At 48.5% G+C, this 25,429-nt stretch carries 27 protein-coding genes, 1 pseudogene and 1 riboswitch (1 of these 29 cut by a window edge); of the genes and pseudogenes, 10 read left to right on the top strand and 18 right to left on the bottom strand.

The window, feature by feature from the left end:
* From HP567_RS08335 to nth, 3 genes are all read right to left on the bottom strand, one after another.
* A protein-coding gene (locus HP567_RS08335; RefSeq protein ID WP_173611427.1) for a glycosyl hydrolase family 18 protein crosses the window boundary here: on the bottom strand, positions 1-1,162 show its 5' portion. Its footprint begins 572 nt before the window's first position; only the first 1,162 of its 1,734 coding nucleotides appear in the window; the start codon lies at positions 1,160-1,162; the stop codon falls past the left edge of the window.
* A 273-nt stretch (positions 1,163-1,435) separates the two neighbouring features.
* Positions 1,436-1,870: a peroxide-responsive transcriptional repressor PerR gene (gene perR, locus HP567_RS08330; RefSeq protein WP_047073745.1), complete on the bottom strand. Its 435-nt coding sequence runs from the start codon at positions 1,868-1,870 to the stop codon at positions 1,436-1,438.
* A 151-nt stretch (positions 1,871-2,021) separates the two neighbouring features.
* The gene (gene nth / locus HP567_RS08325; RefSeq protein WP_047073743.1) at positions 2,022-2,708 is read right to left on the bottom strand and encodes an endonuclease III; all 687 of its coding nucleotides are present in this window, start codon (positions 2,706-2,708) and stop codon (positions 2,022-2,024) included.
* Positions 2,709-2,826: 118 nt separating this feature from the next.
* Between nth and HP567_RS08320 the strand changes: the two genes are divergently transcribed.
* A complete protein-coding gene (locus HP567_RS08320; RefSeq protein WP_173611426.1) occupies positions 2,827-3,735 on the top strand; it encodes a complex I NDUFA9 subunit family protein in 909 nt (302 codons plus the stop codon).
* 42 nt (positions 3,736-3,777) lie between these two features.
* Here the strand turns inward: HP567_RS08320 and HP567_RS08315 are convergent, their stop codons facing one another.
* From HP567_RS08315 to bcp, 4 genes are read right to left on the bottom strand one after another with little or no spacing between them, the layout of a single operon-like run.
* The gene (locus tag HP567_RS08315) at positions 3,778-4,326 is read right to left on the bottom strand and encodes a cob(I)yrinic acid a,c-diamide adenosyltransferase (RefSeq protein ID WP_007728750.1); all 549 of its coding nucleotides are present in this window, start codon (positions 4,324-4,326) and stop codon (positions 3,778-3,780) included.
* Positions 4,327-4,351: 25 nt separating this feature from the next.
* Positions 4,352-5,113, bottom strand: a complete 762-nt coding sequence (locus HP567_RS08310; RefSeq protein WP_173611425.1) for a class I SAM-dependent methyltransferase — start codon at positions 5,111-5,113, stop codon at positions 4,352-4,354.
* A gap of 9 nt (positions 5,114-5,122) precedes the next feature.
* Positions 5,123-6,175: a M42 family metallopeptidase gene (locus tag HP567_RS08305; RefSeq protein WP_173611424.1), complete on the bottom strand. Its 1,053-nt coding sequence runs from the start codon at positions 6,173-6,175 to the stop codon at positions 5,123-5,125.
* A gap of 35 nt (positions 6,176-6,210) precedes the next feature.
* Positions 6,211-6,681 carry a thioredoxin-dependent thiol peroxidase gene (gene bcp, locus HP567_RS08300; RefSeq protein WP_173611423.1) on the bottom strand — a complete coding sequence of 157 codons (471 nt, stop codon included), beginning with the start codon at positions 6,679-6,681 and terminating at the stop codon, positions 6,211-6,213.
* A 156-nt stretch (positions 6,682-6,837) separates the two neighbouring features.
* On the opposite strand from bcp, the gene HP567_RS08295 reads away from it, so the two are divergent.
* Entirely contained in the window at positions 6,838-7,455 is a 618-nt protein-coding gene (locus HP567_RS08295; protein ID WP_173611422.1) for a winged helix-turn-helix domain-containing protein, read from the top strand.
* 63 nt (positions 7,456-7,518) lie between these two features.
* On the top strand, positions 7,519-8,157 hold the full coding sequence (locus HP567_RS08290) for an HAD family hydrolase (protein ID WP_173611421.1): 639 nt from the start codon (positions 7,519-7,521) through the stop codon (positions 8,155-8,157).
* Positions 8,158-8,209: 52 nt separating this feature from the next.
* On the opposite strand, the gene proS is transcribed toward HP567_RS08290, so the two are convergent.
* From proS to HP567_RS08260, 6 genes are all read right to left on the bottom strand, one after another.
* Entirely contained in the window at positions 8,210-9,676 is a 1,467-nt protein-coding gene (gene proS / locus HP567_RS08285) for a proline--tRNA ligase (protein WP_173611420.1), read from the bottom strand.
* A 314-nt stretch (positions 9,677-9,990) separates the two neighbouring features.
* On the bottom strand, positions 9,991-10,602 hold the full coding sequence (locus HP567_RS08280; RefSeq protein WP_173611419.1) for an ECF transporter S component: 612 nt from the start codon (positions 10,600-10,602) through the stop codon (positions 9,991-9,993).
* A 232-nt stretch (positions 10,603-10,834) separates the two neighbouring features.
* A riboswitch (FMN riboswitch) is annotated at positions 10,835-10,989 on the bottom strand.
* Positions 10,990-11,392: 403 nt separating this feature from the next.
* On the bottom strand, positions 11,393-12,190 hold the full coding sequence (locus tag HP567_RS08275; protein ID WP_370646715.1) for an ABC transporter permease: 798 nt from the start codon (positions 12,188-12,190) through the stop codon (positions 11,393-11,395).
* Between the two features lie 3 nt (positions 12,191-12,193).
* Positions 12,194-12,988 carry an ABC transporter permease gene (locus HP567_RS08270; RefSeq protein WP_173611418.1) on the bottom strand — a complete coding sequence of 265 codons (795 nt, stop codon included), beginning with the start codon at positions 12,986-12,988 and terminating at the stop codon, positions 12,194-12,196.
* A complete protein-coding gene (locus tag HP567_RS08265) occupies positions 12,981-13,991 on the bottom strand; it encodes an ABC transporter ATP-binding protein (RefSeq protein WP_173611417.1) in 1,011 nt (336 codons plus the stop codon). The genes HP567_RS08270 and HP567_RS08265 overlap by 8 nt, the downstream gene beginning before the upstream one ends.
* 89 nt (positions 13,992-14,080) lie before the next feature.
* On the bottom strand, positions 14,081-14,923 hold the full coding sequence (locus HP567_RS08260) for a protein phosphatase 2C domain-containing protein (protein WP_173611416.1): 843 nt from the start codon (positions 14,921-14,923) through the stop codon (positions 14,081-14,083).
* 165 nt (positions 14,924-15,088) lie between these two features.
* On the opposite strand from HP567_RS08260, the gene HP567_RS08255 reads away from it, so the two are divergent.
* The 6 genes from HP567_RS08255 (at position 15,089) to HP567_RS08230 (ending at position 19,806) form a co-directional block, all read left to right on the top strand.
* Positions 15,089-16,375 (top strand): glutamate-1-semialdehyde 2,1-aminomutase, encoded by a 1,287-nt coding sequence (locus HP567_RS08255; protein ID WP_217367247.1) that lies wholly within the window; start codon positions 15,089-15,091, stop codon positions 16,373-16,375.
* 79 nt (positions 16,376-16,454) lie between these two features.
* Positions 16,455-16,595 carry a hypothetical protein gene (locus HP567_RS08250; RefSeq protein ID WP_162837772.1) on the top strand — a complete coding sequence of 47 codons (141 nt, stop codon included), beginning with the start codon at positions 16,455-16,457 and terminating at the stop codon, positions 16,593-16,595.
* A gap of 223 nt (positions 16,596-16,818) precedes the next feature.
* Positions 16,819-17,499, top strand: coding sequence for a zinc metallopeptidase (locus HP567_RS08245; RefSeq protein WP_048031441.1), 681 nt, complete (start codon positions 16,819-16,821; stop codon positions 17,497-17,499).
* A gap of 96 nt (positions 17,500-17,595) precedes the next feature.
* Positions 17,596-18,411 carry a pyrroline-5-carboxylate reductase family protein gene (locus HP567_RS08240; RefSeq protein WP_173611415.1) on the top strand — a complete coding sequence of 272 codons (816 nt, stop codon included), beginning with the start codon at positions 17,596-17,598 and terminating at the stop codon, positions 18,409-18,411.
* 23 nt (positions 18,412-18,434) lie between these two features.
* Positions 18,435-19,286 carry an NAD(P)-dependent oxidoreductase gene (locus HP567_RS08235; RefSeq protein ID WP_173611414.1) on the top strand — a complete coding sequence of 284 codons (852 nt, stop codon included), beginning with the start codon at positions 18,435-18,437 and terminating at the stop codon, positions 19,284-19,286.
* Positions 19,287-19,437: 151 nt separating this feature from the next.
* Positions 19,438-19,806 (top strand): MoaF-related domain-containing protein, encoded by a 369-nt coding sequence (locus HP567_RS08230; protein WP_173611413.1) that lies wholly within the window; start codon positions 19,438-19,440, stop codon positions 19,804-19,806.
* Here the strand turns inward: HP567_RS08230 and HP567_RS08225 are convergent.
* The 4 genes and pseudogenes from HP567_RS08225 to HP567_RS08210 form a co-directional block, all read right to left on the bottom strand.
* Positions 19,803-20,423: a methyl-accepting chemotaxis protein gene (locus HP567_RS08225; protein WP_173611412.1), complete on the bottom strand. Its 621-nt coding sequence runs from the start codon at positions 20,421-20,423 to the stop codon at positions 19,803-19,805. The genes HP567_RS08230 and HP567_RS08225 overlap by 4 nt on opposite strands.
* Positions 20,424-20,467: 44 nt before the next feature.
* Positions 20,468-20,596: pseudogene (locus tag HP567_RS08220) on the bottom strand (tripartite tricarboxylate transporter TctB family protein); the annotation flags it as partial.
* Positions 20,597-20,680: 84 nt separating this feature from the next.
* Positions 20,681-21,715: a Bug family tripartite tricarboxylate transporter substrate binding protein gene (locus tag HP567_RS08215; protein ID WP_173611411.1), complete on the bottom strand. Its 1,035-nt coding sequence runs from the start codon at positions 21,713-21,715 to the stop codon at positions 20,681-20,683.
* Positions 21,716-21,842: 127 nt separating this feature from the next.
* A complete protein-coding gene (locus HP567_RS08210; RefSeq protein WP_173611410.1) occupies positions 21,843-23,012 on the bottom strand; it encodes a 2-methylaconitate cis-trans isomerase PrpF family protein in 1,170 nt (389 codons plus the stop codon).
* Positions 23,013-23,184: 172 nt separating this feature from the next.
* On the opposite strand from HP567_RS08210, the gene HP567_RS08205 reads away from it, so the two are divergent.
* The gene (locus tag HP567_RS08205) at positions 23,185-24,048 is read left to right on the top strand and encodes a LysR family transcriptional regulator (RefSeq protein WP_173611409.1); all 864 of its coding nucleotides are present in this window, start codon (positions 23,185-23,187) and stop codon (positions 24,046-24,048) included.
* Positions 24,049-24,179: 131 nt separating this feature from the next.
* Here HP567_RS08205 and HP567_RS08200 read toward each other — a convergent pair whose 3' ends face one another.
* Positions 24,180-25,409 (bottom strand): MFS transporter, encoded by a 1,230-nt coding sequence (locus HP567_RS08200; RefSeq protein ID WP_173611408.1) that lies wholly within the window; start codon positions 25,407-25,409, stop codon positions 24,180-24,182.
* Positions 25,410-25,429 lie beyond the last annotated feature (20 nt).

The raw sequence follows: 25,429 nt of genomic DNA, 5'->3' as shown, positions 1-25,429 counted from the left end.
ACGGTGTCAACTCGCGAACAAACTGAACAAGCTCCTCTTTTTCTTCTAAATATACGTTTTCAAAATCGATGTTGATGCCATCGAGATCATAAAGATGAGCGTAGTACAGGAGTTGGGCAATTAATTGGTCTCGCTTGTCATAGCTACTGAGAACGGACTTAGTCCAATCTGGATTAAAGCCATTTGTAACTAACCCCCAAACCTTGTAGCCTCTCTTATGAGCCCATTTGATATACGCAGGATCAGCCCTGTTCAACAGATTTCCTTCTGCATCCTTCATTTCAAACCAAGTAGGAGTTACTACATTTACCCCTGGTAATGCACCAATTTTTGAAACATCCGGATTCTTGCTGACGACGTGCTCCCATACGAGGTTGATCTTTCCATCAGGCTTCCAAGCAGCGTGTTGTTGTCCAGTAGCAGTCGTGTGCTCCAACTGGACTTTGCGCACATTCGTCATTTCAATACTTTTCTCTGAAATAAATCCTCCTACACCAGAGGCGGTTAAAATGCGATACCAGTTTTCCTTTTTGCCAAGAACGTTGACAACCTCACCCGCAAACAGCTCTGCTACAATCGGGGTTCGGTGAGAAGCCCCGGTACGGACCGCTTGTTTTTCCTCGGCAGCGATCACTTTCGCTTGCTGGATTTCGTAGCCCTCTTTTTCGACGACCAGGACACCCGTATCTGCTTTTCGCTCAAAAGAATAAGGGTATAGCTTTTCCAATGGATCCAACGGGACATAGCGTGTGCCGTCTACCTCTTTCACCGGAACGAGTAAATCCACAGGTTTTTTGTTCAGATAGGCGACAACTTCTCCGCTCTCCATCCGAAGCACCTTATCCTTCGTGGTGACAATAACGGAACGTGTTGGCTCATCCCAAAAAATCGCAGAATCAATGTTTTCCTTAATGAAATCAAAGGGCAGCAATATTTGCTCTGACTCCAATAAATACGTGGACTCTTTTCGCGAGCCTTCGTATACAATTACATTTTTATCACCGTCATACGGCTGCACATGCTCAGTCGAGGCACGGAGTACAAAAAACCAGTAAATGCTGCCGAAGATGGCCAACAAGAAAAAGCTCAACAAAATCAGCCTGCCAAAAGCCCTTCGTTTTCTTCGTCTTGGTCGCAGAGCTCTACCTGACTCCCTGCTCATAATCTCCACCTGCTTCCCGGTACATAAGCCTGTCTTCTGACTTGGGCTGTATGATTTGACTCATTATTCCGATCATAGCGTTGGTTCAATCCATTCACAACCTTTTGTATTCTGGTAATTCACGGACAAGCTTCCTACCAAGAAGAAGACGTACGAGAAGCCAAAAGGTTACAGATATCGACAGAAAGGGGTATGTCCCCCAAAAACAAACACCTCCTGCATCACCGGGATTATCCGATTCAAGCAGGAGGTGCTCATCCATCCAATACATTCTTAGTGGGGATTCTTTTGACAGGAATCACAAACGCCATAAACTTCCATACGATGTCCGGTTACTTTGAAGCCGATGTCTTTGGAAGCAGCTACTTCTGCATCCCGCAAATACGGAAAGTGGAAGTCCCTGATTGCACCACAGGAAGAACAGATCGCGTGATAATGATCTTCTTCCACATTGGCATCAAATCGGCTGGACGCATCCCCGTAAGTGAGCTCTGTAACCAATCCAGCATCTTTAAAGACTCGTAGATTGTTATAAATCGTTGCAACGCTCATATTCGGGAATTTGCCTTCAAGGGCTTTATATATTTCGTCAGCCGTCGGGTGAGTCATCGTTTCCAGCAAATAGGTCAAAATTGCATGGCGCTGAGGTGTCATGCGAACCCCGGTATTCTTCAGGATTTCAACAGCTTTTTCCACACGTTGTACCATCTTGTTACACCCCACAGTCTTTCGCAAGACAAAAGAACAAGCTTCTCTAATGTCATTGATTAGAATTACTATAAATAAGTGTACGTCTAGTCGGCGAAAACTGTCAATATCCATTCAGCCGATTTGAACAGAAAGAAGTGGAAAATCAAGTTTATCCCTTTGCTTTTGCTGGCTTTTTAGTTGCAGGTTTTTTGGCCTTTTTGGCTTCCGCCTGTGCAAACTTACACATGGATTGAAGGGTACAGCTACCGCATTGCGGATTGCGCGACGAACATACACGTCTGCCGTGCCAGATTAGCCAATGATGCGCATCCGTCCACTTCTCTTTTGGAATGCGCTTCATGAGCTGACGCTCCACTTCATCCACATTGTCGCTATTCGCAAGACCTAACCGGTTTCCTACGCGGAATACATGCGTATCCACCGCGATCGCAGGAATCCCGAATGCATTGGACAAAACGACATTTGCAGTCTTTCTCCCTACTCCCGGCAATGCTTCGAGCTCGGCGTGCGTTTGTGGAACTTCGCTATTGTATTTTTCGTACAAGATTCTACAGGTCTCTAAAATGTTTTTACTCTTATTCTTATACAACCCGAGCCCTTTTATATGCTCTTCCATTTCTTCCTGTGTCAAATGAAGGTAATGCTCCGGCTGGTTTAGCTGCTGGAACATGGGTGCGGTAATCTCATTCACCCGTTTATCTGTACATTGGGCCGAAAGAATGGTCGCAATGAGAAGTTCAAACGGGGTTGTATAATTCAATTCACAGTGCGCATCCGGATAAAGCTGCTGCAAATTATCCAAAATGTCGGCAACAGGTACTTTGCGTTGTGCCATAAATATATCCCCCTTTTCCCTACATTATACCGCCTTGGTCAACACAGTGATCGATAGCACCGTAGACTACAACTGTTGTACAATGAGTCTGGAAGTATTTAACGGGAGGAGGTTTTCCATGAAAGTATTCCTGACTGGTGCCACAGGTTTTGTTGGACGGGGTATACTCGAGCGCTTGCAGGCAGAAGGATATGAGACGGTTTGCCTCACCAGAGCTGGTTCAACAGGTAAGCTTCCCTACAACGAAACCGCCAATCCACATATAACGGAGGCGACTGGCGATCTATTTGATAAAGAATCATTGATGAGAGCGATGCAAGGCTGCGATGCTGTCATCCACCTCGTCGGAATTATTCGCGAACAACCGGGGAAAGACATTCACTTCTCTCGTATCCATGTAGAGGGTACAAAAAATGTACTGGAGGCCGCCAAGCAAGCTGGAATCAAGCGCTTTGTCCATATGAGTGCTCTTGGCGCACGCGAAAACGCCACGAGCGCCTATCACCGAACCAAATATGAAGCGGAGCAGCTTGTGCAAACAAGCGGTATTCCGTACGTCATTTTCCGTCCATCTGTCATTTTTGGTCCTGGGGATGAATTCGTGAACATGCTCGCCGATCTGGTCCGGTTACCTGTCACACCGGTCATTGGCGATGGCTCCTACCCTTTACAGCCAGTCGCTCGCAAGACAGTGGCAGATGTATTCGTCCAAGCCTTGAGCAGACCCGAATCAACCAATCAAATTTACGAAACAGGTGGGCCCGAACCACTCTCCTACGGGCAAATCCTAGATAAGATTGGCGAGGCAATCGGAAAACGGAAGGTCAATAAAATTCACATTCCCCTTGCTTTCATGAAGCCTGTGGTAAATATAATGGAGAGATTTCCATTCTTCCCGATTACCAACACGCAGCTCACTATGCTGCTAGAAGGAAACGCATGTAAGGACGGAAAGCTTCTCTACGATACTTTTCACACAGAGAAAATCGACTTTCTTCCGGGAATCTCCACTTACCTGCGTGCCTAATAAAAAGTTGAAGCCCCCTGCTTAATCCCAGGGGGCTTTTGCCTATTCGTGGAGCGTTTTTTCAACTGCACTTGTCTCTTTATTTATATGACGAGCCACAACGAACAGATAATCGGACAATCGGTTGAGGTATTTGACCACAGACGGGTTTACCTGCTCCTGCTGTGCCACATGAACTGCTTTGCGCTCTGCACGTCTGACGACCGTACGCGAAACATGGAAGGCAGCCGCTGCTGGATGTCCGCCAGGCAAAATAAAATTGGTGAGCGGAGGCAACTTTGCATCTAGCATATCAATTTGCTCTTCCAGAAAAGTAACATCCTCTTCTGCAATTGGCCAACCTACCTTCTTGCCTTCTGGCGTCGCCAGCTCAGCTCCTACATGGAACAGCTTTGTCTGAATGACATGGAAAACATCCTGCAATTCCTTCCACTCTTCTGTCGCAGGCAACAGAGCCAGTGCCAATCCAATCTGCGAGTTGGCTTCATCGCATGTACCGTACGCCTCTACACGGTCCGCAAACTTAGGCACGCGGACACCTGCAACCAGCGACGTCTCACCTTTATCCCCTGACTTTGTATAAATCTTCATTCCATATCCCCTCCACAGGTTCCGTTTACAAAGGTTCTGCGACCAGAATCAATTCTGAGCTATTTGAGTCAAAAGGTGTCTTTGCAAAAGAACCGTATCGTTGTGTGACCTTCAAGCCGTTTAAACGAAGCAGGTGATGGAGCTCCGCAGGGAATATGTAGCGGAGAGTAAATCGACCTTTCACCCGTTCCGTCACAACTCCCTGTGCATCCGTACGCTCGTATATGCGTGTCACTTCGGACAGTTGCTGAAAATGGTCATAGCGGGTATAATCCCACATCGCAACCTCTTCTCCTGACGGGAGTGGGTAGGTGCCACGCAAGGACATTTTTTCATTTTCCTCGTAAAAATGATGAATCTTGGGCACAAACACGTTCATGATGAACTTCCCGCCTGGAGCCAGATGCTTGCGAATGCAGGTCAATGCCTTCATTTGCTCTTGAACATGCAACAGATGCAAAAACGACCGAAAAGGAATCATAATCAGCGAAAATGACTCTTGCAGATCAAAGGCGCGCATATCCCCTTGCAATAGCCTCAAGCCGGATGTCACACCTTGTTCCTCTGCTTTTGCCTGAGCCCTCGCCAGCATATCCTGGGAAAGGTCAATTCCGGTAACGTCGATGCCAGCCTGCGCCATCGGAATGCTGATTCTTCCGGTGCCGCAAGCAAGATCCAACACTTTTCCGCCTGCTTGCTTGGCTTGCTCCAGATAGAAGTCAACATCACCCGCGACACCGCGTTGCGTGAGATCATAGTAGTCAGCCCATTGATACATATTGCTCATACGGCCCTCCTATGCTTGCATTTCTTCTGATTGAAGGTAGGCCATCACGAGCTTCGCCGTGTTGTCGAGCGCTTCTTTATGTGTACGTTCATGAGAGTGGGATGCATCTACTCCCGGTCCGATCAAGCCATGGACAACGTCATATCCTGCTCTCAGCGCAGCACTTGCGTCAGAACCATAGTAGGGATAAATGTCTACTTGATAGTTCAAACCGTTCGCTTGTGCGAGCTTGGTCAGATGGCTGCGCAATCCGTAGTGGTAAGGTCCTGTGGAATCCTTCGCACAAATGGACACGCAATACTCATCTGTCGTCTGTCCGTCCCCAATAGCGCCCATGTCGACAGCCAGGTACTCCACCACGTTATCGGGGATGCTGGAATTGCCGCCGTAGCCGATCTCTTCATTATTGCTGATAAAAAAGTGCGTGGTGTAAGGCAGCTTCACGCCGGATTCACTCAGCTCCTTCAGAACCCCCAGCAGTACAGCTACGCTTGCTTTGTCGTCAATGTGGCGGGACTTGATAAAGCCGCTATCCGTTACCGTCACCCGCGGATCAAAGGAGACGAAATCTCCGACAGAAATCCCAAGCGCAAGGACTTGCTCCTTGTTTGTAACTTTTTCATCCAGTCGGACTTCCATGTTCGCCTCATTGCGCTCAGCTTTCCCCGCTTCTGAGCTGTATACATGCACGGAAGCTTTGGTGGACAAAATGGTACCGGTTACAAGACGACCGCTACTAGTCTCTACAACGCAGTGCTCTCCTTCAATCGCATTGAATGCAAAGCCACCGATCAAAGTCAGCTTCAAGCGCCCGTTGCTCTTTATTTCTTTTACCATCGCGCCCAGTGTATCGACGTGAGCGGTCAAGAGTCTTGCCTTTTCGTTATGGGCCCCCGCTACTGTTGCAACGATTGCCCCTTTGTTTGTCCGTTTATAGGAAACGCCAAGCTTTTCTAACTCTTGTGCAACCCAGGCCATTACTTTTTCCGTATTGCCGGATGGACTTGGGATGTTCGCCAATTGGCAAAAGCTTTGTACAACATATTCCGTGGATACACTCATCTGTTTTCCTCCATTCGCCCATTGCGAAATAAACGTTAGGATTGAAGCTCTTCCTTAATAAATTGAAGCACTTCCTGCACATGTCCTTTGACTTTTACTTTTGACCATACTTTTGCGATGTTGCCTTCTTTGTCGATGACGAACGTCGTGCGTTCAATGCCCATGTACTCTCGACCGTACATTTTTTTCAACACCCACACGCCATAAGCCTCTGCCACTTGGTGATCAGGATCTGACAGAAGCGGAAAAGGCAATTCGTGCTTCGCGATAAATTTATCATGCGATTTCACAGAATCCGGACTGATTCCGAGAACAACTGTATTCAGCTCGGCAAAGCCTGAATGGAAGTCACGGAAGTCGCATGCTTCTGTGGTACATGTTGGCGTTTGGTCCTTCGGATAAAAATAAAGCACTACATTTTGACCATGAAATTGGGAAAGTGAGAGGGTCTGATTATTGCTCGCCTGCAAAGTAAATGCAGGTGCAGCTTGTCCTACTGCCGTCAAACTTTTCCCTCCTCTCGATAATATCCTGTTTTCGCTGGTCCCATTTTACCACAATCTAGTAGTCACTTCATCCGCATACAAGTTGCGCTTTGATTCAGAAAAGGATAGAATTAAAAAAAATAAAATTTTGCCTAGTCAGTTGGATGGTGAATTCGCATGAAAGAGTTTTTTGAAGTAACAGATCCAGAAGCGCTAAAATCGCTTGCTATAGCGGAACGGGTTAAAATTTTGGAACTCTTTGAAGATTTGGAGCCCAGAACGGCCAAACAAATCGCTACAGAACTAGGCGAAAATGCAGCACGGCTACATTACCATGTGAAAGAGCTCGTGCGTGTTGGACTGCTCGAGCAAGTGGATACCCGGGTAAAAGGCTCCATTGTGGAGAAATATTATGAGCCTGTTGCCAAGGTCATTCAGGTCAAGCTTCAATTGATGATTGAAGAAAACGCTCAACAATTAAGTGATGTCATGTTTACTCCGTTTCGTACTACGGAAAAGGACCTCATGCGAACGCTCAATCGCTTCGTCGCAAGCGACCAGGATGTTCGGAAGGAATACAAAAATACGTTCGCTTTTAATTTGACTGAATTTTATTTGAGTCAAGAAGAACGTAATCAATTTGTGGAAGACATCTCTGAGCTGTTGCAAAAGTACAAAGGGTTCAAAAAGGAATCTGGCCGTCGAAAATTCAAGTTTTTCGACATCTTGTTCCCATTGACTCCGGCTGATCCAACAGATGATTCAGATGATCCTTTTGATGATTCGGATGAGTAAGTCACCAAGAAAACCATCAGATACGATGGTTTTCTTTCATTTTCTAATCAAAGGAGGACTCCAATGCGGACGATCTTGTTTGATTTCGACGGCACAGTTGCCGATACCCTCCCCTTGATCTTCACCGCTTTTCGCTCCACCTTTCAGCAGTTTTTACAAGAGCATTATACGGACGAGCAGATTGTAGCTCTCTTTGGCCCCACAGAGACAGGCATCTTGCAAAGCAAGCTTCCCCCACATGCGCATGACAACGCCTTCGCACATTTTTATCGTGTATACACAGATGAACACTCCCGCGTACAAAATCCGGAAAATATCCGAATGATGCTCGACGAACTTCACGCAGCCGATATCCAAATGGGAATCGTAACAGGAAAAGGACGAAAAAGCGCTGACATCTCCCTTCGCGAATGGGGATTAGATTCGTATTTTTCCGTCGTGATTACAGGGGATGAGGTCACACATCCAAAGCCTCATCCAGAAGGTATTTTTACTGCTATGAAACAGCTAGGCGCAACTCCTGCGGAAACCATTTTCGTAGGTGACAGTGATGCTGATGTTTTGGCTGGTCGTGCCGCTGGTTTGCGAACAGTCGGTGTGGATTGGCTTTTGGTTACACAAAAGTCGGGAAAATTCGATCCCGAGCCTGACTACCACTTTACGGATGTGCAAGCTTTTACCGATTGGATTCTCGGACGCTAGTTGAAAAAAGGGTGTGCCCCTGCCGCAAAAGCGTGGACACACCCTTTTTTGATTAATACGCCCGTCCGAACCAGACACTATGCTGTGACTCTTTGCCGCAGCAAAGGCAGACTTTCTTTTGTACAGGAGGCTCAAACGGGATGTTGCGAGAGGTGAACTTGGTTTCTTCCTTGATCTTCGATTCACAAGCGTCATCCCCACACCAGCCAGCTAACACCCATCCGCTCGTTTTGTTTTCGCTCTCGTTTTTGGCAATATGAGCGGATAGCTGCTCCAGTGTGTCGATCCCCAGATGTGAGTTTTCATCACGGAATGCTAGTGCTTTTTGGAACATATTTTGCTGAATCTCTTCCAACAGTTGAACAACGGTCTGCGCGATACCTTCAAGTGAAACCGTCACCTTCTCCCCTGTATCGCGTCGAGCCAAAATCACTTGACCATTTTCCACGTCACGTGGGCCGAGCTCCAGACGCAGAGGAACCCCGCGCATTTCCCACTCATTGAACTTCCAGCCTGGTGTTTCTTCGCGAAGATCAGCACGGACACGCACTCCTGCGGCCTTGATTTCGTCAAAGAGCGGATCAAACGCCTCCATGACTTTCTCGCGCAGCTTCATCGGACCGACCGGGATCATAATCACCTGCGTCGGAGCCATGCGAGGCGGCAACACGAGACCGCGGTCATCGCCATGCACCATGATCATCGAACCAATCAGTCTCGTAGAGGTGCCCCATGATGTGGTGTGAACGTACTTGAACTGATTGTCGCGATCCAAAAACTTGATTTCAAAGCCGCGCGCGAATTTATCGCCCAAATAGTGCGAGGTACCCGCCTGCACTGCTTTTCCATCCTTCATCATCGCTTCAATGGAATACGTGTCAACAGCACCCGCAAAGCGTTCACTTGGTGTTTTTTGTCCCTTCCAAACCGGAATGGCCAGCTCCTGCTCAACGACCTCTCGGTAAATCTCCAGCATTTGCATCGTTTCCTGACGAGCTTCCTCCTCTGTCGCATGTGCCGTGTGGCCTTCTTGCCAGAGAAATTCCGATGTCCGCAAGAACGGCATTGTCCGCTTCTCCCAGCGAAACACGTTTGCCCACTGATTGATTAATACAGGCAGGTCCCGATAGCTCTGAATCCATTGGCTGTACATATGCCCGATGATCGTCTCGGAGGTTGGACGTAGTGCGAGCTTTTCCTCTAGCGGCTCGCCCCCAGCCTCTGTTACCCAAGGCAGCTCTGGATTGAAGCCCTCGATATGCTCTTTTTCTTTTTGAAAGAAGGACTCGGGGATCAGCATCGGGAAATAGGCATTGCGATGCCCTGTCTCCTTGAAGCGCTTATTCATCGCCTCTTGAATTCGCTCCCATAGCTCAAAGCCATCCGGCTTGAAAACGATGCAGCCGCGCACCGGTGTGTAGTCCATCAAATCCGCCTTTTTGATGGCATCGATGTACCAACGCGAAAAATCCTCCGATTGCGGTGTAATTTCTTTTACAAACGCTTTGTCCTCTTTCATCCGTCTACGCTCCTTTTTGTTCTTACGTAAAATGCAAAAAATCCCCCATCCCAAAAAGGGACGGAGGATTAACTTCCGCGGTACCACCCTGATTGACCATAGCAATACGCCATAGTCCTCTCGATAACCCGATAACGGTGGGCATCCGGCTAAGCTCTTCACCAGCGGCTTCAGGATGGGATGCAGTTATCCTTTACGTATCAGCCTTCCAGACTAGGGCCGACTCTCTGTAACGTGGGAATAGCTGCGGGTCCTTTCATAGCCTTTTGAAACTTTCTATTAAGTTAACATATTAGCGAGTCATGTCGTGGTTGTCAATTGTTGGTACGCGCAGCGATTCTGGAGCCGAGCTTCACGTAGATCGGATACGCGACCACTGAAATCATAACACCTTTGAAGAGATTGAACGGCACGATTCCGTACAGAACCAATGACCAGATGCTTGTCGCGTTGAACATAGTCAAGAGCTGTTCAATCGGCATTTGATAAAGCACAGCGTACGCAGGCAACAGCACATATGCATTTGCCACAGCCATGACGATCGTCATCAAAACCGTCCCCAGAGCGAGACCAGTCAGGAAGCCTTTTTTGCCTTGGCCCAGACGCTGCATGTAGACAGCCGCAAAAATAAAGCTTGATCCTGCTACGACGTTTGCGAGTTCACCGATCAAAAGGCCATCTGTATTTTTGAAGAGCATGTGCAGTGTATTTTTCAGTACCTCGATAATAATGCCAGCTACAGGTCCGTACATGAGTCCCCCGATCAATGCCGGGAGTGTGCTGAAGTCGAGCTTCAAAAAGCTTGGCATCAGTGGTACGGGAACCTCGAGATACTGCAGAATAAATGCAACGGCCGCCAGCATGGGAATCGTCACCAGCTTTTGGGTTGCACGTGTGCGCGAAGAATGCAGCGCTGTTTCTTTCATGTTTACCATCTCCTCATTTTTCTACTCCTTCTTGAGGAATGGCAACAGTCGTTGTATGCTCACACGTCTTGTTACACAAACAGAATAAACCCTGTGGCTATGTTCCACAGGGCATTTGCAAGCGTATGACAAAACCATGCGCAAATAAAAGGTACAAGAAACAAGAGGGCTGGCCTCTACGTTCTCATCCCGTTTGCACAGGTAAACAAGCACGTGTGATAAACGTACTGTCGTCATCCTTCTCCCATCCAGACTGTACTGTCGGCTCTGGAATCACACCAGATCCTGCACTCCGTCGCAACTTTACGCTCGGGAGGCTCGCGGGCTTAACATGCGTAAAGCATGATCACCGCCGGTCGGGAATTTCACCCTGCCCCGAAGGAATGTGTAGTTGTATACAGCATATTATACTGCTGTTTTTTGATTTGACAATAGAGGAAACTGCCAAAGCGACACTTCTTATTTATTTTTCCGATGTGTTTAGTGCGAATAGCGAATAAAAAAGACACTTGCTAACTAGAGAGCACATTATGCTATCATTCGCTTGTACAATAGAATCGGCTCCTCAAGGGTGGTCGCGGCTCATCCCCATAGAAAGCGGGTGAGATCGGCTTGGTAGTTACCTTGACCAAAAAGAAATAGACCGCCCTTGAGTTGACAGCTCTGCGGTCTATTTCACAACATAGTATTGATCCGCACCCCTTTGCGGGAAGCGCCTATTGTACCGACCGTTCCGGTTGCAGCCGGGATGGTCTTTTTTTACCTCACAACGACTTCGGATTATAAATAATCAAGAACCCGCTCCCCGATACTTCGTGACTCCCCAGTTCCAGACCAACAGCCCAATCCCGAAGAAAATAACAGCCACTACCGGCGTCATTGCCGCATATGTGTACCAGACTTCCTTGCGCAAAAAGTAAGCCGCCGGATAAACACCTACGAAAGCAAACGGCAGCACGTAGGTGAGCACAAAGCGAATAGCCTTGTTGTACACGTCTACCGGATAGCGCCCATATTGCTGGATGTTGTAGATCATCGGAGCAATCCCTGTCCGCGAGTCGGAAAAGAAGCTAACCGCGGCAATCGCGGTATACACGCCACCGTAAATCAGTGCCCCGCTGATCGAGAGCCCGATAAAGATGAACACGTCGTACCAGTAAAACGACAAATCGAGTTGAATGGCAGCATACCCCATGATGATGATCCCGGTTATGACGCCAAAAATGCGGTCTGGCGCAATCGACTCGAGGCACACCTGCGCCAGATTGTGGATCGGTCTCGTCAGGATGCGATCCATCTCGCCCCGGATGATGTACCGTTCGTTGAAGTCCCAAAAACCGAAGAACATCGAGAATAACGCGTATGGAACCAAAAAGAACCCATAGATAAAGATAATCTCGTCACGCGTCCAATCCCCCATCAGCGGAACATGGGTGAACACAACAACAATAAAGACAAGATTGATCAACTCAGAAACCAGATTGGACACAAAATCCCCGAGAAAATCTGTTCGGTAGGCAAGTCTCGTCTTGAAGTACTGGCTCAGGTAGTCGGCAAAAATACTGAAAATATGTCTCATGTCTTGCATGCTCTACCCTCCTTGCACAACCAGCTTGTTGCGGGCAAGACGCCACATCACCAAGATGGGAACCAGTATGACAAACATCCAAACCACCTGAAAACCGATCAATTCCCAGGAGCGTTCCGTTGTAATCGCACCTGTGAAGATCAAGCTCGGATAGTAGTTGACCGCCTGAAATGGAAGATACCCCATTACCGTTTGCGCCCAACCGGGGAAAAAGCTGATCGGCAGCACGAGACCAGACAACAGATCCACCACGACCCGCTTGGCTCGCATCATGCCATCGTTTCGGAACAGGAAGAAAGTAAGCAAGCCTGTCACCAGATTGATTTGTGTATTGATCAAAAACGCACACATCAAGCTGATCAAATACAGTCCCCACCCAGTTGCTGTCGCAGGGAAGCTGAACGGAATGATCAGACTGATAAGGAAAATGCCTGGACCCGCGAAAAAGAGAAAACGAAAGATCCCTTCCCCAAAAGCCTGCGCCGTTTTCACGGACAAGTAATTATAAGGGCGTATCATTTCAATCGCGACCTTGCCTTCTCGGACGTCCTGGGCTATTTCCGTATCGATGTTGTTAAAATAAAACGCCCGCGACATCCAAGCAATCGCAACGTAGGAAGTCATCTGTTCCACCGTAAGCCCGCCCAGCTGCTGTTGACCTCCGTAGATCGCTCCCCATAAAAAGTAGTACGCACCGATGTTGATCGCGTAGATAATGATCCCGCTGTAATAGTTCACACGATAGGCAAGCATCGTCAAAAACCTCATGCGGATGAGTTCCATATAAAGCTTACGCATGGCTTCTTACCTCTTGGTCTGAGGAATAAATGTTGCGAACGATATCCTCTGTGCTCGTCTCCTCGATTTTCACATCGCTGACTTCAAAGGAGGACATGACCGTCGACAACACAAAGGGCAACATTTCTTGACTTCGCGCTACTTTTACACTGAGGGTAAAGTCATTGATTTGCTCGATCTCACAAGGCATCTCGCCCAATGCCTGACGAAGAGCATCTGCTGAAGTGCGCTTTTTCATTTGAAAGGACACTTCTGTGCCATTGCCCCATTTTTCCTTGAGGTCATTCAGTAAACCATCGAAGATCAGCTTTCCTTTGTCCATGACAAGCACCCGTTTACAGAGTGCTTCGATGTCTGACACATCGTGAGTCGTCAACAAGATCGTCATATTTTCCGTCTCGTTCAGATTGCGGAGAAACTCACGGATTTTTTGTTTAACGAGGACATCGAGTCCAACTGTCGGTTCATCGAGAAACAGCAGGCGTGGCTTATGAATCAACGAAGCAGCCACTTCACAGCGCATCCGCTGTCCGAGACTCAGCTTGCGCACTGGCTGACTGACGAACGGAGAAATTTCCAGCTCTTCAATCAAACGCTCCAGCCATTTTTCTCCTTCTACTTCGTCAACCTTATAAACACTTTTCAACAGGCGGAAGGACTCTAGCGGAGATAGGTCCCACCAAAGCTGAGAGCGTTGCCCGAAAACAACTCCGATGGATCGAACGTACTCTTCCCGCTGCTTGAAAGGCACATAGCCGTTGATGACGATTTCGCCATCGCTCGGGGTTAAGATACCCGTCAGCATCTTGATCGTGGTCGATTTTCCGGCACCATTTTCCCCAATCAGCGCGAACATTTCCCCTTCCCCTACTGTAAAGGAAAGGTCATCCACCGCTTTTACTGTCTTGTACTCTCGACTGAACAAATCACGAAAAGCACCACCAAGGCCCGGTCTGGACTGATGAATGCGGAAATCCTTTTGTAAATGATTTACCTGAATCATGGAAAACCGTCCTTTTTTCTTCGCTTAAATACCATTTGTAGTGTATATGAGCCAATCGAATTGTGCAAAAGGCAAACTGCACCAAACTGTTATTGAAGATAAAGAATCATGCCCGTTTTGTCGTCTGACTTTTTAAAACGGATATAGTGGAGGCATTCGGGATCATTGTTTTCCAGAGTGATGAGCTCGTCTGTATAACGTTGCAGCCCTTTATGTACAATCGGCAGCACCGTTTCTTCCCACTTTGGCTGTGCTCCACCTATAGTTCTCGGCATGAAAAGACCATCCGTTACCAGCACCAATGCCTTCACGCCAACTCGATTCATGCGTCCATACTCGATAAAATCCCGACAGGCAACATCACCATTCAACACGCCGTAGCCTCCTGGTCCATTCGCCTGATAGCGGTTATGGATCAGGATGTCCATACATCGTTCGTACAGCTCTGTTCGGGTACACGATCCTTCGTTGATTCCTTCTTCCCACTTCGCCAAGGCGGCCTGTTCCAAATGGCTGACTTGCGTGTGCGTCAGGGGTCTTACCATCTCATCATCATAAACGGCAAATATCATGCAATCACCCAACTGCGCATACTCGATATGGGCATCTCCTACACGAACGACTGCACAGGCCGCTCCCCACAATGCTTCCTTTTTCTCAAGATTGATGCCACTTTGCCGCATCTGCTCCTGAAGGGTTTCGTTTATCGTCCCCAAATAATTGTGCAAAGCTGCATCCTCCGGCATTGCTTCCAACTGCTTTTTTACAAGGTCAGCCGCGATAGCTCCTCCTGTCTGCCCTGCTTCGTTCTCATACGGGATCAGCGACGTAGTGCCATCGATGACCGCATACACATGTTTGACCTGCTGAATCACATAGGCGTCCTCATTGCTTTTGCCGCTTCCTTTCATGGAGATGCACTCAAGTTTCATGATGACCCCGCCTTTACCCTTGGAGTGATTTGCTTGAAAATTGTATCATTTTTCCTTTCCTTCATCTATAGCTCTCCGTTCATATCCACTTGTTGAACAGCTGTGGTAAGATAATGAAGGACTTTTTCCAAAAGAGGTAGTTCCAAAAGAAAAGAGGGAATATGCATGAAACGTGAACGATCCGCGCAACTGCACGAGCAAGCACTCGACGTCATTCTAGGCGGGGTAAACAGCCCTTCCCGCTCTTTCAAGGCCGTAGGCGGGGGAGCACCCGTAACGATGGAACGTGCCCAGGGCGCGTATTTCTGGGACGTGGACGGCAATCGATATATTGACTATTTAGCAGCATATGGCCCCATCATTACTGGCCATGCACATCCACATGTGACCAAAGCGATTTGCGAAGCGGCTGCCAATGGAACCCTGTACGGTACGCCTACTCCATGGGAAATTACCTTTGCAAACATGATCCGTGAAGCAATCCCTTCGATGGAGCGCATTCGCTTCAACAATTCCGGTACAGAAGCAGTCATGACCTGCATTCGTGTAGCACGTGCCTATACCGGACGTGTCAAAATCATCAAATTTGCAGGCTGCTACCACGGCCACTCTGATTTGGTGCTCGTTGCTGCCGGCTCGGGGCCATCTACTCTGGGGATTCCAGACAGTGCAGGTATTCCGCAAAGCATTGCCAGCGAAGTCATTACCGTACCTTTTAATAATATCGAAGCATTCGCAGAAGCTATGAGCAAATGGGGAAGCGAAACGGCTTGCGTCCTCGTTGAGCCGATTGTCGGCAACTTCGGTATCGTGGCACCTGAGCCTGGCTTCCTGGAAGAGGTTAACCGCATTACGCACGAAGCTGGCGCCCTTATCGTCTACGATGAAGTGATCACGGCCTTCCGCTTCTGCTATGGCGGCGCACAAAACCTCCTCGGAGTCGAGCCTGATCTGACTGCATTGGGCAAAATTATCGGTGGCGGTCTGCCAATCGGCGCTTATGGCGGTCGTCGGGAAATCATGGAGCAAGTCGCCCCACTCGGCCCTGCGTATCAAGCAGGAACAATGGCTGGTAATCCTGCTTCTATCCGTGCGGGTATTGCCTGCCTGGAAGTATTGAAGCAGCCGGGCGTGTACGATGAATTCGAACGACTTGGCGCTATGCTGGCGAACGGAATCATCGAAGCGGCAAACAAACACGGCGTGACCATTCAGCTCAATCGTGTAAAAGGGGCATTGGCTGTTTACTTTACGGACGAGCCTGTTCATGATTACGATGCAGCTCAGAAAGCGAATGGAGAAATTTTTGCCCGCTTCTTCCAGCTGATGCTGAATGAAGGTGTATGCCTGGCTCCATCTAAATATGAAGCTTGGTTCGTGACGACAGCTCATACAGAAGAAGACATCCAATACACCATCGCGGCTGTAGACCGCGCCTTTTCTCAGCTGTAAACCATTCCCACGTCCTTTCGTATCCGTCCGAGGAAATAATAAACCTGTTCGCGATTATGTTTTCGAGGAGGATATCCCGGTGTCCAAAGGTGAAAAATCATATCCGCAGGCTCCTGAAAAGACGTTGGATTCCAAAATGAGCAGTAAGATGCTCGAAGTGAAGGGCTTTCAAAACCCGCGAAAAACCGAGCATCATAAAACTCAAAATCACGACAGATGAGCATCAAAACAGACACATTCCCAATCATACTGACGAGGAATGTGTCTGTTTTTTCGCATGCGGCAACATTGTCAATATTGGTCAGAGATTGTACAATAAAATAGTGAAACTGTCATAGGACTTATTCGTATACATGAATATGGGACAGAATGAAGTAGTAAGGTTACATGTATGGCTTAGCAACATTTCGTTTTCATAGATTACAATGAGGAGTGAGTGTGGAATGTTTTTCCATCCTATGGATTTCCTGATTCTGATTGCATTCGGACTGTCGCTCTGGGCACAGTTCCGTGTGAAAGGAACTTTTAACAAATTCGCCGAAGTTCCTACCTCCTCCGGTCTTACCGGTGCAGAGGCAGCCCGTCGCATGCTCGATGCGAACGGCTTGACGAACGTTCCTGTTCAACATATCCCAGGTACATTGACTGACCACTACGACCCGACTGACCGTGTCGTACGCCTGTCTGATCCCGTATACTTCGGCAACTCGATTGCCTCTCTGTCCGTTGCTTGTCACGAGGTAGGCCATGCGATTCAGCACAAGGTCTCGTACCCGATGCTGGTAGCACGCCATCGCATTTTCCCGGTAGTCAACCTGGTGTCTGGTGTGGCGCCATTGCTGCTGTTGGCTGGTTTCTTCTTCAAAATGGCTGGACTCCTGCTCATCGGGATTATCTTCTTCTCCGGAGCAGTTGCCTTCCAGCTCGTCACACTACCTGTCGAGTTTAACGCAAGCAGCCGCGCGAAAGAACTGATGCTCAAAATGGGCTTCATCCGGAATGAAGAAGAACGTGGCGCAAGCAAAGTACTGGGCGCAGCCGCTCTGACGTACGTAGCTGCCGCTCTGATCTCTGTTCTGGAGTTGGCGAAATACATCATGATTTTCCGAAGCTCTGACGACTAATCCGTTAAACGAAACGGCAAAGGTACAGCTCTCTCATATGGGAGGCTGTACCTTTTTTCATGAGGCTACGTTACAATAAGGCAGGGGGTTTTGCATATGCGAATTGGAATCATTGGATTAGGCAGTATGGGACAAATGCTGGTGAAATCACTCTGTAAAAGCGGTGTGGTCCAGCCCGAGCAAATAACCGTCTTCAATCGAACAAGAGAAAAGGCTGAAAATCTGCAAGCATCACATGGTATTCTCATAGCCAAAAGTGCGCAAGAGGTGTGCGATCAGGCAAAGCTGGTCTTTCTCTGCACAAAGCCACTGGATATCCTGCCTGTACTGCGTGAGCTGTCTATCCCCAAAAGTGTACATATCGTTTCTGTAGCAGCAGGTGTTAGCATCGATGATTTGGAAACCGTCCATACAGGTGCCGTAAGCAAGGTAATTCCTACAGTCACTTCGCAAGAGCTGCATGGTGTGTCTCTGTTTACATGCAGCAGTCGAACAAGTGCAGAGGATCGCAATGAGCTTCTCGCTCTCCTGTCTTCCATTAGTCAATCACAGGAAGTATCCGAGGTCGAGATCGAAACAGCGACGATTCTCACCAGCAGCGCACCAGGACTGATCGCAGGGATTCTTGATTCCTTCGCGCAGGCAGCCGTTCGCAAAACACCGGAGCTTGACTTGGATACTGCAAGAAGCATGCTGGTGGAAACGATGCTGGGAACCGCTCTTTTGCTCAAAAACGAACAGCTTAGCTTCGACCAGCTGATCGAGCGTGTTGCTACCAAAGGTGGCATTACCGAGGAAGGCTTGCGTGTGCTTGACAAGACGCTTCCTTCAGGGTTTGACGAGTTGTTTGCCATGACAGAATCCAAGCACGCTGCTTTGAAGATACTTGTTCAACAACAAATAAAAGCATAAATCGCGGATAGGAGAACAACACGATGATCATCGGTTGGATTGGTTTGGGTAACATGGGTATACCAATGGCTAGCAATCTGCTGGCTGCAGGCTACGACGTACGTGTCTGGAATCGTACGCCGGGAAAAGCTGCACCATTGGTGGCATTGGGTGCGAAAAAGACTGCGACTTTGTCTGAGCTCGTGGCAGAAAGCGATGTACTTTTTACCATGGTTAGTGATGATGATGCTGTAAAAGCAATCTATACAGGCTCAGATGGCCTCTTGCGTCTTCCTGTGCAAGGAAAGCTGGCGGTGGACATGAGCACTATTTCTCCGGATACTTCCCGTTTTCTTGCTGACCAGGCCAAACAAGCTGGGCTGCGCTTTCTCGATGCGCCTGTCTCTGGCAGTGTAGGACCTGCAAAAGAAGGGAAGCTCGTCATCATGGTAGGTGGCGAGAAGGCGGATTATGAGGTAGTCAAGCCGATGCTGGACAAGCTAGGCAAAGCAGCCTTTTATTTGGGCCCAAACGGTGCTGGCACGTCTGCCAAGCTGGCGATCAATCTGTTGCTTGGCATTACGGTACAAGGTGTCTCAGAGACATTGCTGTTCGCACGCTCTCTCGGCATTGGCACAGAACAGATGCTGGACATCATTTCCGAGAGCGCCGTGGGAACCCCGTTAATTCGCGGAAAAGCAGCCTCGATTCTCGCTGACGACTATCCGGCTGCCTTTGCCCTGAAGCATATGGCCAAGGACCTTCGATTAGCGCATGAAGCAGGCGTTTCTACACCATTGGCGGAATCCGTCAATGCCACCTATCGCCATGCACTGGAATCAGGACTGGGAGAGCTCGATTTGATGGCGATCCTGCGTCACCTTGGCGGAAAATAAGCATTGTGCCTTGACTGACCCAATATAAGTGAAACAGCGGCTACCTAAGACCTGAAAAAGAAAGTCTTGGAATGGCCGCTGTTTTTTGTCATTCCACGCAGAGCATACGCCTATGTTTGACATATATTGCTTACAAAAGGAGGAGTAGGCTATGCATCATCCCAATTTTCCGTATATACAATACAGTCATCGACTCCCAGTATACGCTGGTAAGACCTTTCGCTATGATTATGATGATGGCAATATATTTATCATCGATTTCTTTGACGCTACTCACCGGCATGATGTCGGGATTGCTGGGATGCATAAAGGATTCAATGGTTACTATACATTCAACTACGTGGAGATAGCCCCTTGCGTATACTTTATGTATTGGCTGGAAGAAGTCTATACGGTCAGCCAAGTTGCTGATTTTCATAAGATGCTGGTCTATACCCATTATACCTATGATGCACAGGGTGTTCGAATAAGTCTGTTCCATTCTGGTACCATAACCGAACTAGACAGCTCCACCTCCTAATGCTTCACCAACGCTTCAAACTGTCGGATCATTTTATCCAGTTCTGTCACAGATTGCGTCAGCCTGTCCATATCGCCCAGCGTCGTTTCGGCAACAGCGCGCACTTCCTCTGAGCCAGCCGATGTTTCCTCGGAAAGAGCCGTTACTTCTAAAACGGCATCGACCATTTGCCTAGACAGCTTGGCCTGTTCATCCATCCGCTGTTTAATATCGTCAATGGAGGCAACGGTCTGTTGTACCCGCTCCACGGAATCTCCTAACGTTTCGCCAGTCTGCCCGACGATTCGGACGCCCTCCTCAATCACTCCATGCCCTTCCTCTGAACGCTTCATGAACTGGTAGATTTGCGACTGGATGTTATCAATAATCCCTTGAATGTCTTGCGTCGAATCGGCTGTCTGCTGAGCCAGCTTGCGAATTTCATCAGCTACCACCGCAAATCCCCTGCCCGCTTCACCCGCTCTCGCTGCTTCGATCGCTGCATTTAACGACAATAGTTTCGTTTGGTTGGAAATCGACGAAATCATGGTAGAGATTTGCCCGATTCGCTCTGATTGGCCATGCAACTCAGTCATAGACTCCATGCTCTGGTTCATCAGATTTTGAACCATATTCATTTTGGCTGACGCCTGTAATACAGCTTCCTTGCCTTCCTGAAAAGCATCGGAAAAATATTCGGCCCGACATTGCTTCCGTAAGCACTTTGGCTAATAGTTTGGCTCTGGTAGACAACTCCGGCACCCAACGCAAGGAAAGCCAGACTGGCATAGCGATCAAATGTTTTACTCATGGCTGTTCTCCCTCCCTGTTGAAAATCTGTTGCGAGGCGAGTGAAAGAGAGAAGAGGTCTTGCCCCTTCCCTCTGTGTCCCGCTTTATTTATGAATCCCGATCGCCTTCAACAGTTCCTCGATCTGTTTATCCTGCTCGTCCAGGAATGCTTTGAAATCCTTCGAGTTCTTGTAATCGCCCTCTACGCCATCCGCCTTCAACAATTGCTTCCATTCTTCTTTTTCACTCAATGCCTTGAAGGTTTTATCCCAGTATGCGACCTCGGCTTCTCCCATCTCTTTTGGACCCAATACGCCACGCCAGATCGTAAATTCCGCATCCAGACCAAGTTCCTTCATAGTCGGCACGTCGCTCAAAATACCGCCAAGACGCTCAGGCGAAGTCACGGCCAACACGCGGATTTTTTTCGCTTCCAAATAAGGCAGTACCAGCGATACAGGCTTGGCAGCAGCTTGTGCATGGTTGCCGAGCAGCGCGGTGATCGATTCTCCACCACCCTCATACGCGACATACTTGACCCTTTTCGGATCAAGACCGTACTTGTAGATCGGAAGCATTGCAATCACATGGTCCATGCTGCCCGGTGAGGAACCGCCAGCGATTGTCACCTGTGTAGGGTCTGCCTTGATGTCATCCAAGAGAGACTTGAGATCCTTGTACTTGGAATCAGCAGGCACGGAGATCGCGCCGTAATCTCGCGTTAACTGCGCCAGCGGAGTTGTATCTTTGTAGCCGTATGGACTATTTCCCTCTTTTTTGTGGTTGTTCAAAAGCACTGGCGGTGAATTCACCAGCAGCTTGTACGGGTTTTTGGTTTCTTTGGTGGCATATTCCGCCATGTAGACGCTGCCTCCCCCGCCAGGTCTATTTTCGACCAGGACGGTTTTTGTTACCAATTTCGTGTCAGCCAAACCTTTTGCCAGAAGTCTTGCCGTTTTATCCAAACCACCGCCTGCCCCGTTGGGAGCAACGAGCGTGATCGCTTTTTCCGGATAGTTGGATGCAGCTGCGGTCGCTTGACCTTTTCCAGTCTCCTTGGTCCCGCCACAAGCAGCCAAACTGACCGTCAGTGCTGTAGACAAAACAGCCAACATCCATTTTTTCGTTCTTCTTTGCATGACAATTCCTCCTACTGTTTCGTTTAGTAAAACGCTTACATTATTCTGTGAGTGGCAAAGCCCGTAATGGGTATTTCGCCACTGCACAGACTTTCTTCATTTCCTTAAATAAAGGCAGAATAATCAGTTATTTATTACGTAAGACGGATACGGGCACATGTGCATAGCCCTCCATCAGCCTACGGGCTGTTCTTCCATTGGCTGCCCGACTCACAATCCAGTTAGTTCCATGCTGTTCCACTGTAGACTCTACATAGATCACTCCTGACGGATGCCCAATGCGAATTCCTTTGTTTTGTGTGGCGACCACTTCATTCGGAATAGTTCCCGGGATTTTCGCCGCCGCTGCCACTGCAATGGCTCCGCTTACTGCATAAGCACGATGAAGACTCCCCATAGAAATGTAGCGTGAAACCAGATCGATCTCATTCTCTTCAATTCTGCGATGAACGGAAGTGCTATACACTTGAGGCGGAGCAATCATCGCAATCTTTGGCAGTGCATGTGACGATGGCGATACTCTCTCTCTGTCTTCTGGCTGAATCATTCCGATTAAAATGCCCGCCTCGACTCGAATTGCTTCTAATGTGGACATGAGCCCTTTATTGTTGTTGACCTCAGCTTGCAGCTCTGTTCCCTGCACGCCCACATCCTCTGCTCGCACAAACACCACAACGTTGGCGCAATCGATGATCGACACTTTGAACTGACCTCCATCTTGCAAGCGGATCGTATCGGTAGCATGTCCGGTAGGCAGTGTCTTCCCTGTAAAGGTACCGCCGGAGTTGAGAAAATTGATCATGATTTTTGCTGATGAGCCGGGTACACCGTCGATGACAAAGTCTCCTTCGTACTCGATTTGCCCATCCTTCACAGGAATTTCGGCCACGATCATCTTTTTGATATTGGTGTTGTAAATGCGTACGTAGGTAACCGGCTCCTGTAACGGCACATATCCTTCCTCTGCTGCATACAAGCCGACTGCCGTGACAAAGTTACCGCATGTAACGTTGTAATCGATGACCTTTTTCTCCAGGCTGACCTGACCAAATGTGTAGTCAATATGCGCATCAGGCTGAAGGGACGGTCCGACTATGGCGAGCTTGCTGGATAGCGAGGTGCCTCCGCCCAATCCATCGATCTGCGTACTGTCTGGACTCCCATACAAGCGTAAAATGACTTCATCGCGCAGCTTTGGATCTGAAGGAAGGTCCGATCTACGTAAAAGCAATCCCTTGCTGGTGCCCCCCCTCATGATCACGGTTGGGATTTTGTGAACTTGGCCAAAATCGTACATCTGCTGCCTCCATGAATGTTTTTTTGATTCTGTGCCATTAAGGTACCACACCCGTGAATATAAAAAGAAATACGAATGTTTTATCATTTTCCATAAATTTTTTGTACGATTCATTCAATTGCTACTACAATAAAGGTACAAAACCAAAGCGTGCAGGGAGAGTGAAAATGACGTGGACGAAAAGGATTGGCTGCTCTTGAAAACACTCTATGAGCAACAAAATATGACCAAAACAGCGGAGGTTTTGTATGTATCCCAGCCCTCGCTCAGCTATCGCATTCAGCAGCTAGAGAAAGAGTTCGGGATTACGATCATGCATCGGGGCAGGAGAGGCGTGGAGTTCACCCCGCAGGGCGAGTATTTGGTGAAGTATGCGATTGAGATGCTCCAGCAGTTGCAGCGGACAAAAGAATTTCTGTTAAGCATGGACAATAAAATATCAGGCACATTAAAAATCGGCACAGCAAGCAGCCTGGCCCGCTACAAGTTACCGCATATCTTAAAGCAATTCCATACACAATACCCGGACGTGGAGTTCAAAGTAACATCGAGCCGCAGCTCAGAACTGACGAACTCCGTGTACAAACAGGATGTGCATATCGGGTTCATCCGCGGAGATTACAACTGGCCGGAGGAAAAGCATCTCATCATGACAGAAAACATCTGGATTGTATCCAAGCGGGAGATTTCGCTTCATGAGCTGCCTGGGCTCCCCAGGATCATGTACAAAACGGATATCTCGCTAGAAAACTTGTTTGACAACTGGTGGAAGGAGACGTTTTCCAAGCCGCCATCGATCACGATGGAAGTGGATCACATGGAGACGTGCAAGGAGATGGTCTTGAGCGGATTTGGCTATGCGATCATCCCGCAGATTGTCCTGACGGGCAGTGAAGACTTTTACCGGATTCAATTGCGGACGAAGCACGGCGAGCCGATCTTGCGCAAATCGTGGATGATCTATCGGAAGGAATCGATGCAAATCTCTTTGTTAAAAGCATTTGTTGATTTTATTAAAGAGAGGAAGCTGATGTAACTACTGCGATAAGTTTTTTTTATGGAAATAGATAAAAAATACATATACCTTCTTATGATCAAGAAGCATATCATCAAAAAAGGCTGCCTTACCAGTAGAAAGGTCTACGAATAAGACAGCCTGCTCGTGTTTTAATCTACGGTAACCCCACTGGAATGCTCCGACTGCTTTTTTTGCAAGCGCAACGCAAAAAGGAATGCGATGAGTAACAATCCAGCAGAGACATAATAAACAGCCCGGACTCCCTGCCATTCAGCGATAGCACCCATCACCAAGGCAGAAGCCCCAAAAACGAGTAAATCAATCGTCCCTTTTGCTGACAGGACATAGGGCAGTGCCGATTCCTCCGTCTCTTGCTGCAAAAGAGTCTGCTTGCTTACATGCACCATTTCCAAAAACGGGCCAAGCGCAAAGGAAAACAACAGTGCCACCAGAGCATTCGTACTGCTGCCAAAACAAAAAGTAAAAAAACCGACTCCAATCGTACCGCAAACGATCCAGCGAAATAAATGGCGACGCATCCGCTCCGCATACATCAATAGCAGCGTCCCACCCGCAATAGCTCCAAGCATGTAACCGGCATTGATATAGCCCCACCATGCTTCTCCTTGTCCAAGCACATCAAGGACAAATGGCAGCATAATCGCAGCGATCCACACACCCCCGGACAAGCCGATCACAACATCCATTGCGACCAGCAGTCGCAGTACAGGCACATCGCGAATGGTTTTCCATCCAGTGAGCCAGTCTGTTGCCGCCCTGGCCCCCTGTTCTTCGCGCAGCTTTTCCTTCGCCGGTGCAATGCCTGTCATCGCGATCGTTGCCACTACATAGGCACCAACCGTTCCCCACAGAACGATACTTGCTCCCAACCAAGAAACGAGTAATCCTCCTGCGGCCCAGCCTGCAAAATGAACGGTTTGATCCGAGGTGGCAAGCAGCCCATTCGCTCGCATGAGATCTTCTCGTCCGACCAACTGCGGCACCATGGCATTGCGTGCAGGGTTTGCCCAGCCATCCATAAAGGCGATGGCTGACCCCAATCCGAACAACAGCCAGATCCACTCTCCCTGCTCTCCTACACCGCTGCTGACGGCTAAGGAGGCTCCAGCCAAAAGTATCGTCTTCAAGCCTTGCGACAGCACGAGCATGCCCGTCAACGACAATCGCTGAAACACCAGCGGTGCCAACAAGCTGCTCACAGACTGCGATGCCACAATGACAACCGGTATAAACGACGTGTACATGACAGAGCCAGTTGCAGCGTAAATGACCGAAATAAACGCAACAATATAAAATACATCCCCAAGGTTGGCCAATGTCTGACCCGCCCAGAGGCAAATAAAGCGTCGATGCCACATGAAGCGCACCCTCCTGTCGG

This window comes from Brevibacillus sp. M2.1A, assembly GCF_013284355.2.
Taxonomy (GTDB): domain Bacteria; phylum Bacillota; class Bacilli; order Brevibacillales; family Brevibacillaceae; genus Brevibacillus.
The sequence above is the reverse complement of the archived record's forward strand: the minus strand, read 5'-3'. Positions and strand labels throughout refer to the sequence as shown.

What these genes read in the sequence shown, in the direction of transcription:
- perR (WP_047073745.1), bottom strand. Translation starts at nt 1,870, where the DNA reads ATGGTACAACGTGTGGAAAAAGCTGTTGAAATCCTGAAGAATACCGGG.
- nth (WP_047073743.1), bottom strand. Translation starts at nt 2,708, where the DNA reads ATGGCACAACGCAAAGTACCTGTTGCCGACATTTTGGATAATTTGCAG.
- HP567_RS08320 (WP_173611426.1), top strand. Translation starts at nt 2,827, where the DNA reads ATGAAAGTATTCCTGACTGGTGCCACAGGTTTTGTTGGACGGGGTATA.
- HP567_RS08315 (WP_007728750.1), bottom strand. Translation starts at nt 4,326, where the DNA reads ATGAAGATTTATACAAAGTCAGGGGATAAAGGTGAGACGTCGCTGGTT.
- HP567_RS08310 (WP_173611425.1), bottom strand. Translation starts at nt 5,113, where the DNA reads ATGAGCAATATGTATCAATGGGCTGACTACTATGATCTCACGCAACGC.
- HP567_RS08305 (WP_173611424.1), bottom strand. Translation starts at nt 6,175, where the DNA reads ATGAGTGTATCCACGGAATATGTTGTACAAAGCTTTTGCCAATTGGCG.
- HP567_RS08295 (WP_173611422.1), top strand. Translation starts at nt 6,838, where the DNA reads ATGAAAGAGTTTTTTGAAGTAACAGATCCAGAAGCGCTAAAATCGCTT.
- HP567_RS08290 (WP_173611421.1), top strand. Translation starts at nt 7,519, where the DNA reads ATGCGGACGATCTTGTTTGATTTCGACGGCACAGTTGCCGATACCCTC.
- proS (WP_173611420.1), bottom strand. Translation starts at nt 9,676, where the DNA reads ATGAAAGAGGACAAAGCGTTTGTAAAAGAAATTACACCGCAATCGGAG.
- HP567_RS08280 (WP_173611419.1), bottom strand. Translation starts at nt 10,602, where the DNA reads ATGAAAGAAACAGCGCTGCATTCTTCGCGCACACGTGCAACCCAAAAG.
- HP567_RS08275 (WP_370646715.1), bottom strand. Translation starts at nt 12,190, where the DNA reads ATGCAAGACATGAGACATATTTTCAGTATTTTTGCCGACTACCTGAGC.
- HP567_RS08270 (WP_173611418.1), bottom strand. Translation starts at nt 12,988, where the DNA reads ATGCGTAAGCTTTATATGGAACTCATCCGCATGAGGTTTTTGACGATG.
- HP567_RS08265 (WP_173611417.1), bottom strand. Translation starts at nt 13,991, where the DNA reads ATGATTCAGGTAAATCATTTACAAAAGGATTTCCGCATTCATCAGTCC.
- HP567_RS08260 (WP_173611416.1), bottom strand. Translation starts at nt 14,923, where the DNA reads ATGAAACTTGAGTGCATCTCCATGAAAGGAAGCGGCAAAAGCAATGAG.
- HP567_RS08255 (WP_217367247.1), top strand. Translation starts at nt 15,089, where the DNA reads ATGAAACGTGAACGATCCGCGCAACTGCACGAGCAAGCACTCGACGTC.
- HP567_RS08245 (WP_048031441.1), top strand. Translation starts at nt 16,819, where the DNA reads ATGTTTTTCCATCCTATGGATTTCCTGATTCTGATTGCATTCGGACTG.
- HP567_RS08240 (WP_173611415.1), top strand. Translation starts at nt 17,596, where the DNA reads ATGCGAATTGGAATCATTGGATTAGGCAGTATGGGACAAATGCTGGTG.
- HP567_RS08235 (WP_173611414.1), top strand. Translation starts at nt 18,435, where the DNA reads ATGATCATCGGTTGGATTGGTTTGGGTAACATGGGTATACCAATGGCT.
- HP567_RS08230 (WP_173611413.1), top strand. Translation starts at nt 19,438, where the DNA reads ATGCATCATCCCAATTTTCCGTATATACAATACAGTCATCGACTCCCA.
- HP567_RS08225 (WP_173611412.1), bottom strand. Translation starts at nt 20,423, where the DNA reads ATGAATATGGTTCAAAATCTGATGAACCAGAGCATGGAGTCTATGACT.
- HP567_RS08215 (WP_173611411.1), bottom strand. Translation starts at nt 21,715, where the DNA reads ATGCAAAGAAGAACGAAAAAATGGATGTTGGCTGTTTTGTCTACAGCA.
- HP567_RS08210 (WP_173611410.1), bottom strand. Translation starts at nt 23,012, where the DNA reads ATGTACGATTTTGGCCAAGTTCACAAAATCCCAACCGTGATCATGAGG.
- HP567_RS08200 (WP_173611408.1), bottom strand. Translation starts at nt 25,409, where the DNA reads ATGTGGCATCGACGCTTTATTTGCCTCTGGGCGGGTCAGACATTGGCC.